Annotated in this window: 17 protein-coding genes; 13 read left to right on the top strand and 4 right to left on the bottom strand. The window is 63.9% G+C overall.

Features of this window, described 5'->3' with window-relative positions:
• Positions 1–1,697: acyl-CoA dehydrogenase family protein (locus tag WB785_RS01455; RefSeq protein ID WP_424076927.1), on the top strand; the 1,697-nt coding region annotated here is incomplete at its 5' end.
• On the opposite strand, the gene WB785_RS01450 is transcribed toward WB785_RS01455, so the two are convergent.
• Positions 1,690–2,061 (bottom strand): Zn-ribbon domain-containing OB-fold protein, encoded by a 372-nt coding sequence (locus WB785_RS01450; RefSeq protein WP_424076926.1) that lies wholly within the window; start codon positions 2,059–2,061, stop codon positions 1,690–1,692. The genes WB785_RS01455 and WB785_RS01450 overlap by 8 nt on opposite strands.
• 51 nt (positions 2,062–2,112) lie before the next feature.
• On the opposite strand from WB785_RS01450, the gene WB785_RS01445 reads away from it, so the two are divergent.
• Positions 2,113–3,306, top strand: coding sequence for a thiolase family protein (locus WB785_RS01445; protein WP_424076925.1), 1,194 nt, complete (start codon positions 2,113–2,115; stop codon positions 3,304–3,306).
• Between the two features lie 22 nt (positions 3,307–3,328).
• Entirely contained in the window at positions 3,329–4,744 is a 1,416-nt protein-coding gene (locus WB785_RS01440; RefSeq protein WP_424076930.1) for a FadR/GntR family transcriptional regulator, read from the top strand.
• A gap of 5 nt (positions 4,745–4,749) precedes the next feature.
• Here the strand turns inward: WB785_RS01440 and WB785_RS01435 are convergent, their stop codons facing one another.
• The gene (locus tag WB785_RS01435) at positions 4,750–6,051 is read right to left on the bottom strand and encodes a cytochrome P450 (protein ID WP_424076924.1); all 1,302 of its coding nucleotides are present in this window, start codon (positions 6,049–6,051) and stop codon (positions 4,750–4,752) included.
• 119 nt (positions 6,052–6,170) lie between these two features.
• Here WB785_RS01435 and WB785_RS01430 point away from each other — a divergent pair, with 119 nt between their 5' ends.
• The 5 genes from WB785_RS01430 to WB785_RS01410 all read left to right on the top strand — a co-directional run bounded on the left by WB785_RS01430 (position 6,171) and on the right by WB785_RS01410 (position 8,739).
• Positions 6,171–6,845, top strand: coding sequence for a helix-turn-helix domain-containing protein (locus WB785_RS01430; protein ID WP_424076923.1), 675 nt, complete (start codon positions 6,171–6,173; stop codon positions 6,843–6,845).
• A 25-nt stretch (positions 6,846–6,870) separates the two neighbouring features.
• The gene (locus WB785_RS01425) at positions 6,871–7,230 is read left to right on the top strand and encodes a carboxymuconolactone decarboxylase family protein (RefSeq protein ID WP_424076922.1); all 360 of its coding nucleotides are present in this window, start codon (positions 6,871–6,873) and stop codon (positions 7,228–7,230) included.
• 9 nt (positions 7,231–7,239) lie between these two features.
• A complete protein-coding gene (locus WB785_RS01420) occupies positions 7,240–7,509 on the top strand; it encodes a metal-sensitive transcriptional regulator (RefSeq protein WP_424076921.1) in 270 nt (89 codons plus the stop codon).
• Between the two features lie 35 nt (positions 7,510–7,544).
• Positions 7,545–7,949, top strand: a complete 405-nt coding sequence (locus WB785_RS01415) for a DUF302 domain-containing protein (RefSeq protein WP_424076920.1) — start codon at positions 7,545–7,547, stop codon at positions 7,947–7,949.
• 262 nt (positions 7,950–8,211) lie between these two features.
• Positions 8,212–8,739, top strand: coding sequence for a homocitrate synthase (locus WB785_RS01410; protein ID WP_424076919.1), 528 nt, complete (start codon positions 8,212–8,214; stop codon positions 8,737–8,739).
• Here WB785_RS01410 and WB785_RS01405 read toward each other — a convergent pair.
• Positions 8,736–10,220: a cytochrome P450 gene (locus WB785_RS01405; protein WP_424076929.1), complete on the bottom strand. Its 1,485-nt coding sequence runs from the start codon at positions 10,218–10,220 to the stop codon at positions 8,736–8,738. The two genes, WB785_RS01410 and WB785_RS01405, sit on opposite strands and share 4 nt — an antisense overlap.
• Positions 10,221–10,384: 164 nt before the next feature.
• Here WB785_RS01405 and WB785_RS01400 point away from each other — a divergent pair, with 164 nt between their 5' ends.
• From WB785_RS01400 to WB785_RS01380, 5 genes are all read left to right on the top strand, one after another.
• Positions 10,385–11,029 carry a TetR/AcrR family transcriptional regulator gene (locus tag WB785_RS01400; RefSeq protein ID WP_424076928.1) on the top strand — a complete coding sequence of 215 codons (645 nt, stop codon included), beginning with the start codon at positions 10,385–10,387 and terminating at the stop codon, positions 11,027–11,029.
• A 46-nt stretch (positions 11,030–11,075) separates the two neighbouring features.
• The gene (locus tag WB785_RS01395; RefSeq protein WP_424076918.1) at positions 11,076–11,939 is read left to right on the top strand and encodes an SDR family oxidoreductase; all 864 of its coding nucleotides are present in this window, start codon (positions 11,076–11,078) and stop codon (positions 11,937–11,939) included.
• 89 nt (positions 11,940–12,028) lie between these two features.
• Positions 12,029–12,265 (top strand): hypothetical protein, encoded by a 237-nt coding sequence (locus tag WB785_RS01390; protein ID WP_424076917.1) that lies wholly within the window; start codon positions 12,029–12,031, stop codon positions 12,263–12,265.
• 432 nt (positions 12,266–12,697) lie between these two features.
• On the top strand, positions 12,698–13,303 hold the full coding sequence (locus WB785_RS01385; RefSeq protein ID WP_424076916.1) for a LemA family protein: 606 nt from the start codon (positions 12,698–12,700) through the stop codon (positions 13,301–13,303).
• 8 nt (positions 13,304–13,311) lie between these two features.
• Positions 13,312–15,198 carry a M48 family metallopeptidase gene (locus tag WB785_RS01380; protein ID WP_424076915.1) on the top strand — a complete coding sequence of 629 codons (1,887 nt, stop codon included), beginning with the start codon at positions 13,312–13,314 and terminating at the stop codon, positions 15,196–15,198.
• Between the two features lie 24 nt (positions 15,199–15,222).
• On the opposite strand, the gene WB785_RS01375 is transcribed toward WB785_RS01380, so the two are convergent.
• The coding region (locus WB785_RS01375) for a DNA polymerase thumb domain-containing protein (RefSeq protein WP_424076914.1) at positions 15,223–15,717 on the bottom strand (495 nt) is incomplete at its 5' end.

Genomic DNA, 15,717 nt, shown 5'->3' with positions numbered 1-15,717 from the left:
GCGACGTCTTGGTGCTGGAACGCGATCGCGACGGCGTATCGGTCGACGTACCCGCCAACCTGGACGCGGCTCGACGCTCGGGTCGGGTCAGGTTGGAAAGCGTCAGCGTCGGCGACCACGACATCCTGCCGGGGGCAGCGGAATCGGCGTTGGCCCGAGCCCGCACGCTGGTGGCCGCTGAGGCCGTCGGCGGGGCGGCGGACTGCGTCGACGCCGCGGTCGACTACGCCAAGGTGCGCCAACAATTCGGCCGCACGATCGCCACATTCCAAGCGATCAAGCATCATTGCGCCAACATGCTGGTGAGCTCCGAGTCGGCGGTCGCCGCGGTGTGGGACGCCTCTCGTGCCGCCGGCGAGGATGAGGAGCAATTCCGGCTCGCGGCCGCGGTCGCAGCAGCGCTGGCATTTCCGGCCTACGCCCGTAATGCCGAGCTGAACATCCAGGTGCACGGTGGAATCGGGTTCACCTGGGAGCACGATGCACACCTGCACCTGCGCCGCGCGCTTACCTTGCGGGCACTGTTCGGCGGCGACGCACCTGCGGCCGACATCTTCGACCAGACCGCCGCCGGAAGCGCCCGAGCCAACAGCCTCGACCTACCACCGGAGGCCGAAGAACTACGCAAACGAATTCGGGCCGATGCCAACGAGATCGCCCCGCTGGACAAGAAAGGCCGGCTGGATCGATTGATCGCAACCGGCTACGTGATGCCGCATTGGCCCAAACCATGGGGCTTGGCCGCCGATGCCGTCGAGCAGTTGGTGATTGAGCAGGAGTTCGCCGCCGCAGGTATCAAGCGTCCGGACTATTCCATCACCGGATGGGTGATCCTCACCCTGATCCAGCACGGAACCCCTTGGCAGATCGAACGATTCGTGGAAGCGGCGCTGCGCCAGGATGAAATCTGGTGCCAGTTGTTCTCCGAGCCCGACGCTGGATCGGATGCGGCAGCGGTCAAGACCCGCGGTACCCGAGTGGACGGCGGCTGGAATGTCAACGGGCAGAAGGTATGGACCAGCGGCGCCCAGCATTGCCGCCGCGGCTTGGCCACGGTACGCACCGATCCCGAAGCTCCGAAACACGCCGGCATCACCGCGATGATCATCGACATGAAGGGGCCCGGCGTCGAGGTGCGACCGCTGCGCCAGATCACCGGGGGCTCGGAATTCAACGAAGTGTTCTTCAACGATGTGTTCGTCCCCGACGAGGACGTTGTCGGGGAGCCCAACGCCGGATGGACCGTCGCCCGGGCGACTTTGGGCAACGAGCGGGTCAGCATCGGAGGCGGTGGAGGGTTCTACGAGGGGATCGCCGCGCAGTTGATCGGGCTGGCCCAACAGCAGGCAGATCAGCTGGCTGGCGCCAAGATTCGCATCGGCAACTTCTTGGCCGAAGACCACGCGCTGCGGTTGCTGAACTTGCGTCGTGCTGCTCGCAGCGTCGAGGGGGCGGGGCCGGGGCCCGAAGGCAACATCACCAAGCTCAAGCTGGCCGACCACATGGGTGACGGTGCGGCGATCGCCGCGGCGCTGCTTGGACCCGAGATCGCCCTCACCGACGGGCCGGCCGGGCTGGTAAGCCGAATGGTGATGGGCGCACGCGGCATGGCGATCGCCGGTGGGACCTCCGAGGTCACCCGCAATCAGATCGCCGAGCGGATTCTCGGCATGCCGCGCGATCCGCTGATCAAGTAGCTCTGGCGTCTGCTCGCGCCCAGCCGGCCGGGGCGAAGCGGGGTGCGCCGCCGGCACCTGGCTCCGGCAGCGCCTCAACGCCCATCCCGCACGTCACTGAATCAGGCTCACAGTCAACGATATTCGCCGCTACCCGTAGTCCGCTCTGCTCGACGAGCTCGACGATGGCGATCACGTAGGGCGTCGGAAGCTCCGGGTTGAACGCGTGATAGTTGACCGTGTAGGTGAACACCGTGCCGCGACCCGACACCGGCCGCGCGATCAGCGGCCCGCCGCAGTCGCGGCATTCGCCCGCCGCGGGGTGCACCCAGTGTGCGCAATTGTCGCAGTGCTCGATGAGCAGCTCAGACGTCGCCTTTGACACGAGCAATACAGTACACTCTATTGTCTTGGGTTGGTCTAACGGACGGCGCAGATGAGCTACTTCGAAAAAGACGCGATCATTTCCGGTATCGGCATCTCCCGAATCGGCCGTCGCACCGGAATTCCCGGGCTGGACCTCACCATGGAAGCGGTCCGCGCTGCCATCGACGACGCCGGCCTGGCTGCGGCGGACGTCGACGGCATTGCCACCCTGGGTGATACCCCCGCCGCCGACGTCCTCGCCGAGCTGCACATCGAGGCCGCTGACTGCGGTTCGGGATTCGGCACCGGTGGTCTGCTGAACCCGGTGATGTCGGCGTGCCGCGCGGTGTCGGAGGGTCACGCGCGCCATGTGGTCATCTACCGGACGATCCAAATGCTGGGCGGCACAGTCCCGGTGAAGCGGGAGGAGAATGCGCCGGCCCCGCCGCTGGCCCGGATGTTCCAGACACCCGAGGGTGCCGAGCCACCCGCCGTCGGGCCGATGGACGATGTCAACGATCTGGTCGCCGCCCACGCATATTCCGCGGCGAACTGGCTTGCGCTGAACTGCCGCCGGCACATGGAGATCTATGGAACCACCAAAGAGCAGCTGGGCTGGCTGGCAATCAACAGCAGGCGTAATGCCGCGCTGAATCCACTTGCGGTGTACCGAGATCCGATGACGATGGATGACTATCTGGCCGCGCGGCCGGTATCCACACCGTTGGGTTTGCTGGATTGTGACGTCCCGATCGACGGGTCGGTAGCGGTGGTGGTTTCGCGGGCCGACTACGCCAAGGACTGTCCGCATCGGGCGGTGAAGGTAGAGGCGATCGGGGGGACCGACGGCGCGGGCGGCTGGTTTCACCGGGCGGACTATCCGAGGATGGCGTCAGCAGATGCGGCGGCGCAGATGTGGTCGCGTACCGACCTGGCGCCGAGCGATCTGAACCTCGCCGAGCTCTACGACGGGTTCACCTTCCTCACCTTCGCGTGGCTGGAAGCCCTCGGAATCTGCGGTGACGGCGAAGCGGGTCCATTCGTCGAGGGGGCCGAGCGGATCGCCCTCAACGGCAGCCTGCCGCTGAACACCTACGGCGGCCAGCTCTCGGCAGGCCGCATGCACGGCTATTGGCTGCTGCATGAGACCTGTTTGCAACTGCGCGGCGAGGCGGGGGAGCGGCAGGTGCCCCGCCGGCCGGAAGTCGCAGTGGCCGCGGTCGGCGGCGGTCCGATCGCCGGATGCATGCTACTGACATGCTGATTCACTCTGTGCGAGTGTGCAATTGAGCGTTCAAGCCCACGCCGAGCAGCGGTCCGATAAGCGAGCTTCGCAGATCGCGCGCCGCATCGAGGCTGACATCATTCGGCGCGGTTGGCCGATCGGTCAATCACTGGGCTCCGAGCAAGCGTTGCAACAGCGGTACCGGGTGAGCCGATCGGTGTTGCGGGAAGCCGTTCGGCTCGTCGAACACCACCAAGTCGCGCGCATGCGTCGCGGGCCCAACGGTGGACTGCTTGTCTGCGAGCCCGACGCCGCCCCGGCGACGCACGCCATCATCATCTATTTGGAGTACGTGGGCACCACGATCGGCGATCTGCTCGATGCGCGGCTGCTGCTGGAGCCGTTGGCGGCATCGCTTGCCGCCGAGGGAATCGACGAAGCTGGCATCGAACGGCTGCGTGCCGTGCTGCGCGCCAAGGAGCCGCGAGACGAGTTCCATGCCGCATTGGCGGAGCAGTCGAAAAACCCTGTGCTGCAACTTTTCATCGATATCTTGATGCGGTTGACCGTCCGGTATGCGCAAGATTCGCGGCTGGACTCTGCCCGTGACGCGCTTGAGGCGATCGAGCGCAGGCATCAGGATCATGCCGATATCGTCACCGCGGTCACAGCGGGCGACTCGGCACGAGCCAAGACACTCAGCGAGCGCCATGCGCAATCGGTGACCGCCTGGCTACATGACCACCAGGCTCCCGGCCGGGCGAACAAGCAACGCGGATTGGACCGCGAAGCGCCGGCTGGCAAGCTCGCCGAGGTGCTGGCGAACGCGATCCGCGACGACATCGCCACCAGTGGCCGTCAAATCGGTGAGGTCTTCGGGACCGAGGTCGCACTGCTGGAACGCTATCGGGTGAGCCGTTCGGTGCTGCGAGAAGCGGTGCGGCTGCTGGAGTACCACGCCGTCGCGAAGATGCGTCGCGGACCAGGCGGCGGGCTGGTGGTGGCAGAGCCGCAGGCGCAGGCCAGCATTGACACCATCGCGTTGTATCTTCAATACCGCAAACCTCGTGGGGACGATCTACGGTTGGTGCGCGACGCGATCGAGATCGACAACGTCGCAAAGGTCGTCAAACGCCGCGCCGCGCCAGAGGTACGTGCATTCCTCGACAGGCATCGGCTGATCATCGAGGAAGCCGGCAACGATCTGCGCAAGGCGGGTATGGAGGAGTTCCTGTTCCATACAGGATTGGCTCAGCTGGCCGGTAATGCGGTGCTGGACTTGTTCCTGCGGATCATCGTCGAAGTATTTCGACGGCACTGGAGCACCACCGAGCAGCCGGTCCCAAGCCGTAGGGACCTCGTCGACGTGCAGCGAGCCCACCTGCGGATCATCGAGGCGATCGCGGATGGCGACGACAGCCTGGCGCGTTACCGCGCTCGTCGGCACTTGGACGCCACCGCGTCGTGGTGGTTGTAAGCCGCTTAGGCGGTTATTGCCCGTCTGCTCCCCAGTTGTACTGGCAGACTGGTGAATCCGCGCAAGTTAACCAGACCCCGACGTGGTGGCGGCGTGGTGAGGCGCAAGTCGGGAAATGCTTCGAACAGCATGCGCAGCGCGGTGGCGCCTTCGATTCGGGCCAGAGCGGCGCCAAGGCAAGCATGCACGCCGGAGGCAAACGCCAAGTGGTCGCGCGCATTCGTCCGGGTGATGTCGAACTTGGCGGGATCGGCGAACACATTTGGGTCGCGGTTGGCGCCGGCTAGGAGCAGCGCGACGATATCGCCGGCGGCGATCTGGCGTCCGGCGATTTCGACGTCGAAACCCGCGGTGCGCGCGGTCATTTGGACTGGGCTGTCGATTCGCAGGATTTCCTCGACCGCGGCGGGCCACAGGTCGGGATCCTCACGCAACTTCGCCAGCTGCTCAGGGTTTTGCAGCAGCACGACGATGCCGTTGCCGATCAGGTTGACCGTGGTCTCGAAGCCTGCGCCAATGAGCAGCACGGCGTTCGCCGTGAACTCACGGTCGGTGAGGGTGCCGTCGGCGGCCAATCGGCTGAACGCGTTTTCTCCTGGCTCTCCAGTGCGCGCTTGGTGGAAGTGGTCCAGGTTGGCTTGATCGGCATCTCGCAGACCGTCGATGGCGCGTCGGTAGGTGGTCCAGGGAATTCCGATATCCAGCAGAGGGGCGCCACCGTGGCCCCAATCCAGCAGATGCGGACGGGTATCGGCGGGTAGGTCGAGAATCTCGGCGATGATCGTGACCGGTAGTTGAGCGGCGAAATCGGCGATCAGATCGGCATCCGGTGTGCCAGCGAGACGCTCGATCAGTTCCTGGGTCACCTCGGTGACCCGGGTGCTGAGCCTGTCGATGGCACGCGGGGTGAAGCTTTGGGCCACGAGTTGTCGATAGCGGGTGTGGTCGGGGGGATCCACCACCACCATCGCGGGCGGTTCGACCGGATTAGCGACGCCGGGGTCGGTCCTGGCGATGAACGGCCGAAGCGGCCGGGGCAATTTGATCACCGTGGGATCTGTAACGCCGAATCTGTTGTCTCGCAAAATCTCTCGGCAAACGGCATGATCGACGCTGGCCCATACGAACGGTTTGCGCACCAGCGGTCCCTGGGCTCTGATCTCTTCGAACAGTGGGTAAGGATCTGCGCCGCGCCCGTGACTCATCAGCAGGCGTGCTAATGGATCGCCTCGGCGCGCCTGCGTGGACAAGAACGCTCGGGACACGCCATGCAGCGCCATCCATCGGGCCCAGAGACCAATGTTCATACGAATACCTTCCGTGTCGGCGAACCGCATGGTGAGACGTGCGAGACATTGATACAATCTTTGTCTCTCTATTTTCTTCACGATACGACCGCGCAACCCGGTGAGCAAGGAGGAATTCCGTGACATCGAGTCCAACGGCGGAGTTCGTGCGGCGACTCGCCGAGCCCGATCCGGCCGTCGCTGCCCAGGTCGACAACCCCGACGAGATCACTACCCGGATATTGCGTGCCGCGCTTGAGCAGGCCGAGCTGGTCGGAATGCGGCGTTCCACGATGGAAGATGTCGCCCGTCGCAGCGGAGTTGGGCGGGCCACCCTTTACCGGCGCTTCCCGACCAAAGCGGCACTCAACGACGCAGTCGTGTTGGCCGAGGTGCGCCGCTTCCTAGAAGGCAGCGCGCGGGCCCGCTTGCATGGCAAGACTTTTGAAGACCGCATGGTCTACGACACGGTCTTCACGGTAACGTTCATGCGTGAACACGCTCTGCTGAAGAAACTGCTACGGACCGAGCCCGAAACGATCCTGCCCAGTTTGACCGTCCATGCCGGCGCCATCATCGATTTCGCGACTGACTACTCGGTTGCCCTACTGCGGGATGAGCTATACGGCACTAATGCCACCACGCCGGCCCAGGAACGTCACCTGCGCACCGTCGCAGAGCTCCAGACCCGACTGACGCTGTCATTCATCGTGACTCCACACACCAGCATCAATCTGGCCACGATCGACGACACCCGCGCATACGTGCGCGACTTCCTCATGCCGATGATCACCCGGGCCGGTGGTGGTAAATAAATACCCCCGGGGGTATCATCGGGCTATGACTGATCACAACAACCACGAGGTACTCGACGCACTCGGTCCGCAGCATCGGGCGTTGCGCAGGATGATTCCGGACGTCTATCGCGGATTCGGCGAACTGAGCCACGCGGCGCTGGCACCCGGGGCGCTCGACACGAAATTCAAAGAGCTCATTGCGCTGACGATCGGCGTCGTCCATGGGTGCGACGGCTGCATGGCATCGCACGCCCAAGGCGCTGCGCGCGCCGGAGCAACCAAGGAGGAGGCGGCCGAGGCGATCGGAGTCAGCTTCCTGATGATGGGCGGCCCGGCCACCATCTACGGTGCCCGCGCTTACGACGCGTTCTGTGAGTTCGCCGACGTCGCCGCGACCGCTTAAGGAGATCTCATGATCGGCGATGAAGACAGCATCTCGGCAGTACTGAACCGACTGCGGCGGGCACAGGGGCAGCTGGCCGGCGTGATCGCAATGATCGAACAGGGCCGAGATTGCAAGGACGTCGTCACGCAACTGGCCGCTGTCTCGCGTGCACTTGATCGGGCCGGGTTCAAGATCGTCGCAACCGGGCTTCGCGAGTGTGTCAGCGGTGCGGGACGCGACGGCGCTGCCCCGCTGACCGAGTCCGAATTGGAAAAACTGTTCCTAGCCCTGGCGTAGCAGGGATGAAAGATCACCAAAGAAAGGAGTCGATCATGGGTATCGCGTTGTCGACGACCCTGCACAGCTCGTTCGAAGACGCCGTCGGGCGAACTCGGGACGCACTTGCGCACAAAGGGTTTGGTGTGCTGACCGAGATCGATATGAAGGCGACACTGAAAGCCAAGCTTGATGTGGACATGGAGGACTACCTGATCCTCGGCGCCTGCATTCCGAAATTCGCCCACCAAGCGGTCGATGCATACCGGCAGATCGGCGTGCTGTTGCCATGCAACGTCGTGGTGCGCAAAGACCCGGACACTCCGGACACCGTCATCGTTGACGCGATGGACCCCCGGTTGATGGTTAATGTGACCAAGGAGCCCGGATTGGATCGCATCGCCAACGCGGTGACCGGACTGCTCCAGGAAGCCCTCGAAGAAGTCGCCAACCACGCGTAGGTCGACGCCGCTTGCGATGTTCATCGAGATTGCACGCAGGGTTGTGGTTAGGGCAGTAACCACAACCCTGGCGGCAATCTCAACGCATAGTTGCCGGAAATCGAGTTGCACCGGCCGCCGATCGGCGTCTACCCTCGGCCACGTGCAGAGTCTTCTCGTAGTAGCCAGCACCCGCAGCGGGGTCTGATCCAGACCGACCCCCCGCTGTGGGTCGGAAGCTACTACCTGTCGGTCATCACTTCAGACCAGAGAAGACCGGCACATGACAATCACCGACCTGAGATTTTCGAGTGGCGCCGAGACGGCGCCCGCTCCACCCGAATCGCGATCGATCCGCTTCGACGGCATTGCGCTGCCGCGGGGAATCCGGGAGGACGCCAACACCATGTCGTGGACTACTTTCACCGCCACCTACGCTCCCAGCGCCGGACCACTGCGGTTAGGCCAATGGGAATGCACTGACAGCGAGCGCAAGGCGACTCGGTTGGGTCCGCAGGCCCGAACCTTCCGGGCCACGCTGGGGTTCGGCGACCGCCTCGAAACCGCGACCGCCACCGCGACCGGCCCGGTTGCCGCGCTGACCGCAATGCTTTACGACCACGGAATAGCGGTCGAGATGCTGCGTTTTCATCAGCTGCGTTCAGACGACACGACCGCGACCTTCATCCAGGGCAGCGACGGCTGCCGGGCCGAGTGGGCGATGGGCTGGTCGGAAGACCCGACACAGTCGGCGTTGAGCGCGGTCGTCGCCTGCGCGAACCGGCTTTACGGGGACGACGGCTCCGGCTAAAGCGGGCGCAACACGATCGGCATGCCGTCCATCGGGATCGGCATGCCACCGTAATCCCATTTCGCCTGGTACCCCGCGTGGGGCAACTCCAGCCGGTAGCGGCGCAGCAGCCGGTGCAGGATCGTCTTGATCTCCAGCTGGCCGAACGTCATCCCGATGCACTTGTGCGCGCCGCCGCCGAACGGCGTGAACGCGTAACGGTGTCGTTTGTGCTCGCTGCGCGGTTCGGTGAATCGGTCGGGGTCGAATTTCAGCGGATCCGTCCAGATCTCTGGCAGCCGATGGTTCATCCCTGGGTAGGCGATGACGTTTGTCCCCGCAGGCAAGTAGTAGCCCAGCAAGTCGGTGTCGCGCACAGTCCGGCGCATCGCCCACTGCACCGGTGTCACCAGCCGGATCGCCTCGTTCATCACCAGATCAAGCGATTCCAGCTTCTCCAACGACTCGATGTCTAGTGGACCGTCACCGAGCCGATCGGATTCGTCGCGACAGCGTTCCTGCCAGTCGGGGTTGGCGGCGAGGTGGTAGGCCATCGTTGTCGTCGTCGATGTCGAGGTGTCGTGGGCCGCCATCATCAGGAAGATCATGTGGTTGACGATGTCCTCGTCCGAGAAGCTGTTGCCGTCCTCGTCCTCGGTGTGGCACAGCACCGTCAGTAAGTCGTTGCCTTCCTTGCCGCGGCGCTCCTTGACGCGCTCGCGGAAGTAGTTCTCCAGCAGCTCGCGCGCCTGGAGACCGCGCCACCAGGTAAACGGCGGCACGCTGGTGCGGATGATCGCGTTTCCGGCGCGGGTGGTGATGGTGAAGGCCTTGTTCACCTTGGTCACCAGCTCACGGTCGGTGCCGGGTTCATGGCCCATGAACACCATCGACGCGATGTCGAGGGTGAGCTCTTTCATTGCCGGGTAGAGCAGAAAGCGTGGGTCGTTGACCACCCAGTCGTTCGCCACTACCTGGGAGACGACCTTGTCCATCTGCTCGACGTAGCCGACCAGCCGGGAGCGGACGAACGCTTCCTGCATGATCCGCCGATGGAACATGTGTTCTTCGAAGTCGAGCAACATCAGGCCGCGGTGGAAGAACGGCCCGATCACCGGCACCCAGCCCTGCTGGGAGTAGTCCTTGTTGCGGTTGGAATAAACGACCTGAGCCGCATCTGGGCCTAATGCAGCGACGCCCGGCAAGACTGGTGAGTCGCCGAATATGACCGGCCCTTTGGTTTGGTAGAGGAATAGCAGGTAGTCCGGTCCGCCCCGCAGCATCTCGATGATGTGGCCGAGGACCGGCAGACCCCGATCGCCAATGACCGGCTTGAGTCCGCTGCCCGGCGGCGGATCCGCGAGCTTTCTCGGCGTCCAGTCGGTATGTAATAGCTTCTGTTCGACGGCAGCCATGCCGGGAAAGTTGTTGATTGACGGGGTCAGCCGGCGCTTCGCCTGATCAAGCAGGTAACGCGGGGTGCTGATAGTCGCCTTTGACATCTCTGCCGTTCCTCCCTCGGCGCCTGCGCAGAAGCGGAAACCGGCCTTGACCGGCGGTGTGGCAGGCGTCACCACCCGCCATCCTTCGATGAAACTTGACGGCTGTCAAGTTTCCTTTTGCGCGTGGCGTGGTGCAAGGTCGAGGGGTGCAGACCGAGCAGGACATCCGCAGAGGGACCCATCAGGACCAGGCCGGCACGGCTCCGACGCGACGGGGCGATCGCCAGCGGCAGGCCATCGTGCAGGCCGTGCGCGAACTTCTTGAGGAAAGACCGTTCGCCCAGCTGTCGGTCAGCACGATCAGCGACCGCGCAGGGGTGGCCCGATCCGGCTTCTACTTCTACTTCGACTCGAAATACGCGGTGCTGGCCCAGATCCTCGCCGAGGCCACCCACGAGCTCGAAGAGCTAACGCATTACTTCGCCCCGCGGGGGCCGGACGAATCGCCGGCAGCCTTCGCTAAGCGGATGGTCGGTAGCGCCGCTGCGGTCTATGCACACAACGATCCGGTGATGTCGGCATGCAACGCCGCGCGCAGCACCGACGCCGAGATACGCGAAATTCTCGATCAGCAGGTCGACAACGTGATCGAGCAGATCATCGGCATCGTCGAGGACGAGCTGCGGGCCGGTACCGCCCACCCCATCAGCGACGACATCCCGGCCTTGGTGCGCACGCTTGCGGTCACCACTGCACAGATGCTCACCGGCGACACCGCCTTCGTAGGCGCCGACGGCGACGTTCAACGCGGTGTGCGGGTGCTCGAGGCGTTGTGGCGTAACGCGCTGTGGGGCGGCTCGACTACGTAGTCCCCGCGGGCCGTTGGGGCCGTTACCGCCGGTATCGTCATCTCCCATGGCGCAGAAGACGTTCGCAGGAATGCGGTGCTTTATTACCGGTGCGGCCAGCGGCATTGGCCGCGCGACGGCATTGCGGCTCGCCGGCCACGGCGCCGAGCTCTATCTGACGGACCGCAACGCCGACGGGCTGGCTCAGACCGTGGCCGATGCTCGCGCGCTGGGCGCACAAGTGCCCGAGTTCCGGGTGCTGGACATTTCCAACTACGACGAGGTTGCCGCGTTCGCCGCCGAGATCCACGCCAAACACCCGAGCATGGACATCGTGATGAACATCGCCGGCGTTTCGGCGTGGGGGACCGTCGATCGACTGACCCACGAGCAGTGGACCAAGATGGTCGCGATCAACCTGATGGGCCCGATTCACGTCATCGAGAGCTTCCTGCCGCCGATGGTGGCGGCCCACCGGGGTGGTCATCTGGTCAACGTGTCCTCGGCTGCCGGGCTGATCGGGCTGCCCTGGCATGCTGCTTACAGCGCAAGCAAATTCGGGCTGCGCGGACTGTCGGAGGTGCTGCGCTTCGACTTGGCCCGCCACCGCATCGGGGTATCGGTCGTCGTGCCCGGCGCCGTCAACACCCCGTTGGTCAACACTGTCGAGATCGCCGGGGTGGATCGCGATGATCCCGGAGTTAGTCGCTGGGTAGGTCGTTTCAGCGGGCACGCGGTGTCACCGGAAAAAGCCGCGGACAAGATCCTGGCTGGGGTCGCCAAAAACCGGTTCCTGATCTACACCTCGACGGACATCCGCGCGCTCTACGCGTTCAAACGTGTTGCGTGGTGGCCTTATAGCGTGGCGATGCGGCAAGTGAACGTGGTGTTCAGCCGGGCACTCAAGCCGGCTCCCGTCGTGCCGCGCTGACTGACAACACTCGTGTTTCGGCGGCTCCATTAGGGGTAGCCGAAGATAGCCCATCGCCGCAGCGCTTGTGGCGGGCACGAGGAGTAGTCATGGAAGCACAATCAGGCTCCGGCAGCCAGAGTGACAGACCCGCCGGCAACGTCGACGAGGACGCCAACCCACCACTTACCGATCCCGAGACGGCCGACCCCCAACGTGGAGATGACTCGAAGGTTCCGCCGCAGGACACCGGGTCAGCCGTGCCGCCCTACGAGGGTCGGCAGGAATCTGCTAAGCCGAGCGACGAAGGCGGCGAAGGGGGTGTCAAACCGGTTGAGTCGTCGTAGTACAAATCGTCGGTGCCAGGTGAGACTGAGGGTGGCGCAACCGCATCGCCGGCCAACGAGCAACCCGCGGCGCAGCAATCCGAGACCGATCGCGATTACGAAGCCCCCGGCCCGGCGCACACCGCGGACACTAGGCGCGGCGACGGAAGCAGCACTTGACCTTCTCAACGCCCGTAGTGCGGCCGCGGTGGTTGGCCCGTCGAGCCTGCGAAACCTGGTGCGGGCATAGAACGTGGCGGTGCGCACGATCACCGCGACCGGGGCGACGATCCTCGAGGCCGCTATTACCACGCTCAGTGCCTGACGCGCCAATTCGGTTACCGCTGACGCCGATTTGCTCACTGCTGGTGATGTCGATATTCACCACCCGATTCGGACAACGTGCGACGATGGCGGTCCACTAGTCAGGTGCAAAGTCGAACAGGCGGACACATGGTCACTGCTCTTATCGTCGTCGTCGTCGTAATACTGGCCATCGTCACGTTCATCGTTGCGTTCGTAGCGTTGAGCACCTACAACGGGCTCGTTCGTCTTCGGAACGGCTATAAGAACGCCTTCGCACAGATCGACGTTCAGCTGACACGGCGGCACGACTTGATCCCGAATCTCGTGGAAACCGCCAAGGCCTATATGGCGCACGAGCGTGGGACCCTCGAAGCGGTCATTCAGGCGCGTAACGCCGCAATTACCGCACGGACGGCGGCCACCGGAAACCCGGGAGACCCCAATGCCATGGGTCGGCTCGCAGCCTCGGAAGGTGCGCTGACCGGAGCCCTTAGCAAGCTGTTTGCGCTGAGTGAGGCATACCCAGACCTCAAGGCCAACCAGAATATGATGCAGCTCTCGGAGACGCTTACCTCGACAGAGAACAAAGTTGCTTTCGCCCGCCAGGCCTACAACGACTCGGTGATGGCTTACAACAACAGGCGCGAAGTTTTCCCGGCTACCGTCTTCGCGGGCATGTTCGGCTTCACCACAGCAGCACCGCTGGAGGCGGCCGGTCCGGAGGTGCATGAAGTCCCGCGGGTTCAGTTCTGACCTAGGTCATGGACTTCTTCGAGCGCGAGCGGAAGGTACGCGCGGCGTCGAGAAGGATGGTGTTCCTTTTTATCTTGGCCGTGCTCGGTATTACGGCAATGGTGAATTTCGCGGTCATCGTGCCGACGGTGTCCAAAGGAGCAGCAACGCCGGAGCAGTTGATCGGGCTATCGGTGGTCGTTAGCGGCGTAGTGCTGCTGATGATTGCCGGGGTGTCGATTGTCAAGACAATGATGCTGCGCGAGGGTGGCGGCATCAAGGTTGCCGAAAGCCTCGGCGCGAAACGTGTACCGGATATGCCAACGGACCCAAAGCTCCATCGGTACCGCAACGTCGTCGAGGAGATCGCAATTGCTTCGAGCACACCGGTGCCCGTGCTCTACTACCTCCCGCAAGAACCGGGCATCAACGCCTTCGCCGCTGGATACACGCCCGCGGATGCGGCCGTGTGCGTCACCCAGGGCTCGCTCGATCGGCTCAACCGTGACGAACTCCAGGGTGTGATCGCACACGAGTTCAGCCACGTCGTGAACGGCGATATGCGATTGAGCCTCAAACTCATTGGCGTGCTGGCCGGGATCACCGCGTTAGCAGTCATCGGCCGGATGATGTGGTACGTGGGTGGGCGCAGCCGTGACGCTCGCATCAGCCTCCCGTTGTGGGCGCTGGGGTTGGTCGTTCTGGCAGCAGGCTGGATCGGAGTCTTCTTCGGGCGGCTGATCAAAGCAGCCGTCTCGCGTGATCGCGAGTATCTCGCTGATGCGTCAGCGGTCCAATACACGCGACAAACGAGTGGGCTGACCGGGGCGCTGAAGAAAATCGCCGGGCTCGAGGCCGGCTCCCGCCTCAACAGCCACCAAACCGAAAACGTCAGCCACATGCTCTTCGGCGAAGGCATGAAAATCTCTGCGCTATACGCAACCCACCCGCCGCTGCTCAAGCGCATCCAGGTGCTCGAGCCCGGTTTTACTCCCAGCAACCTCGACGAGCTGCGTCAACGCTGGTCCAGTCAGCCGCCGGACGGCGCACAAGAGGACGCCAGGATGGGTTTCACGGATGCCGCAGTCCAGCAAGCGCCCCCACGCCGCGTCAATGCTCGCGAATACGCTGCGGCGGTTGGTAACCCGACCGCCGCTTCCTACGAGGCTGGGGTGCGGATACGCAAAGCGGTCCCGCAGAACCTTGCCGACCTTGCGCACAATTCCGCAACTGCGGTGCCGTTGATCTACGGGCTTGTCTTCGACCGCAGCGAGAATGTCCGGCAGGCTCAGTACCAAATCGTCGCGCGGTACCACGGCAAGCAGGTGGCCGATGAGTCATGGCGATGTGCCGCAGATCTGGTGAGCCTCGAGCCGAGCTTGCGCCTGCCCGTCGCGTCCATCGCGTTCCCCGCTCTGCGTGGTAGTGCAGAGGCTGAGACGCGATTGATGACATCGGTTCTCGGCGAACTGATCAACGCCGATGGTCAGATCAACATCTTTGAATACTGTTTGGGCACACTCGTTTTCGTTGCCTTACATGAGGCTCTCACGTCAGGATCGCCGTGGAAGAGCAGGCGTCAGAATCTGGCCAGCGCGCAAAGCGCGATCTGCCGCCTGATCGCTCTACTGGCCCAGACGGCTAACAGCGACCCAACGGCCGCGGCGGCGGCCTTCCAAGCGGGGATCTCCGTCGCATACCCCCAGGTACGGATCCCATTCCTGCCAGTTCCGGACGTTCTCGCTCTAGAACAAGTGTGGCCGATGATCGACGGACTCGAAGGCAACGACAAGGCCACCGTTGTTGCCGCCGTCGTGACGACGGTAATGGCCGACAGAGTCGTCACCGAGGAGGAGTCTGAGCTGCTTCGAACCGTGTGCGGTGTGCTGCACTGCCCGGTTCCCCCGGTTATTTGAGGCGTCGCGAACACTGCCGCGAAGTTACTGCGGCATTTGCAGTTCCAGTCGCACCCCGAGCAGCCGGACCGGGCGATCCAGCTCGAAAAGGTCCAGCACCCGCAGCGCGGCCGCGACGATAACGTCGGCGTCGGTGGTGGGTTCGTCGAGCTTGCGGATCTTCGTGCGGGTGTAGAACGTGGCGGTGCGGACGGTCACCGCCACCCGGGTGACGATCCGTGAGGCGGCTACGACATCGCTCAGCGCATGCTGCGCCAATTCGGTTACCGCTGAATCCATTTCGCGGCGTTCGGTGAGATCTCGCGGGAAGGTTACGACGTGACTGCGAGAACGCGGTACCCAGGGCTCGGCGCTGACCGTGTCGTCGCCGCCGCCGTTGGCCAAAAGCAATAGCCACAGCCCGGTCCGCGGCCCGAATGTCGACGTCAACAGCTCAGCATCGGTGTGCGCCAATTGCCAGACGGTGGTGATACCAAGAGTGGCAAGCTTTTTCATCGTTTTGGGCCCGACGCCCCAGAG

The sequence above is a fragment of the Mycobacterium sp. genome, assembly GCF_049585075.1.
Classification (GTDB): Bacteria; Actinomycetota; Actinomycetes; order Mycobacteriales; family Mycobacteriaceae; genus Mycobacterium.
This window is presented reverse-complemented; position numbering and strand designations above follow the sequence as displayed.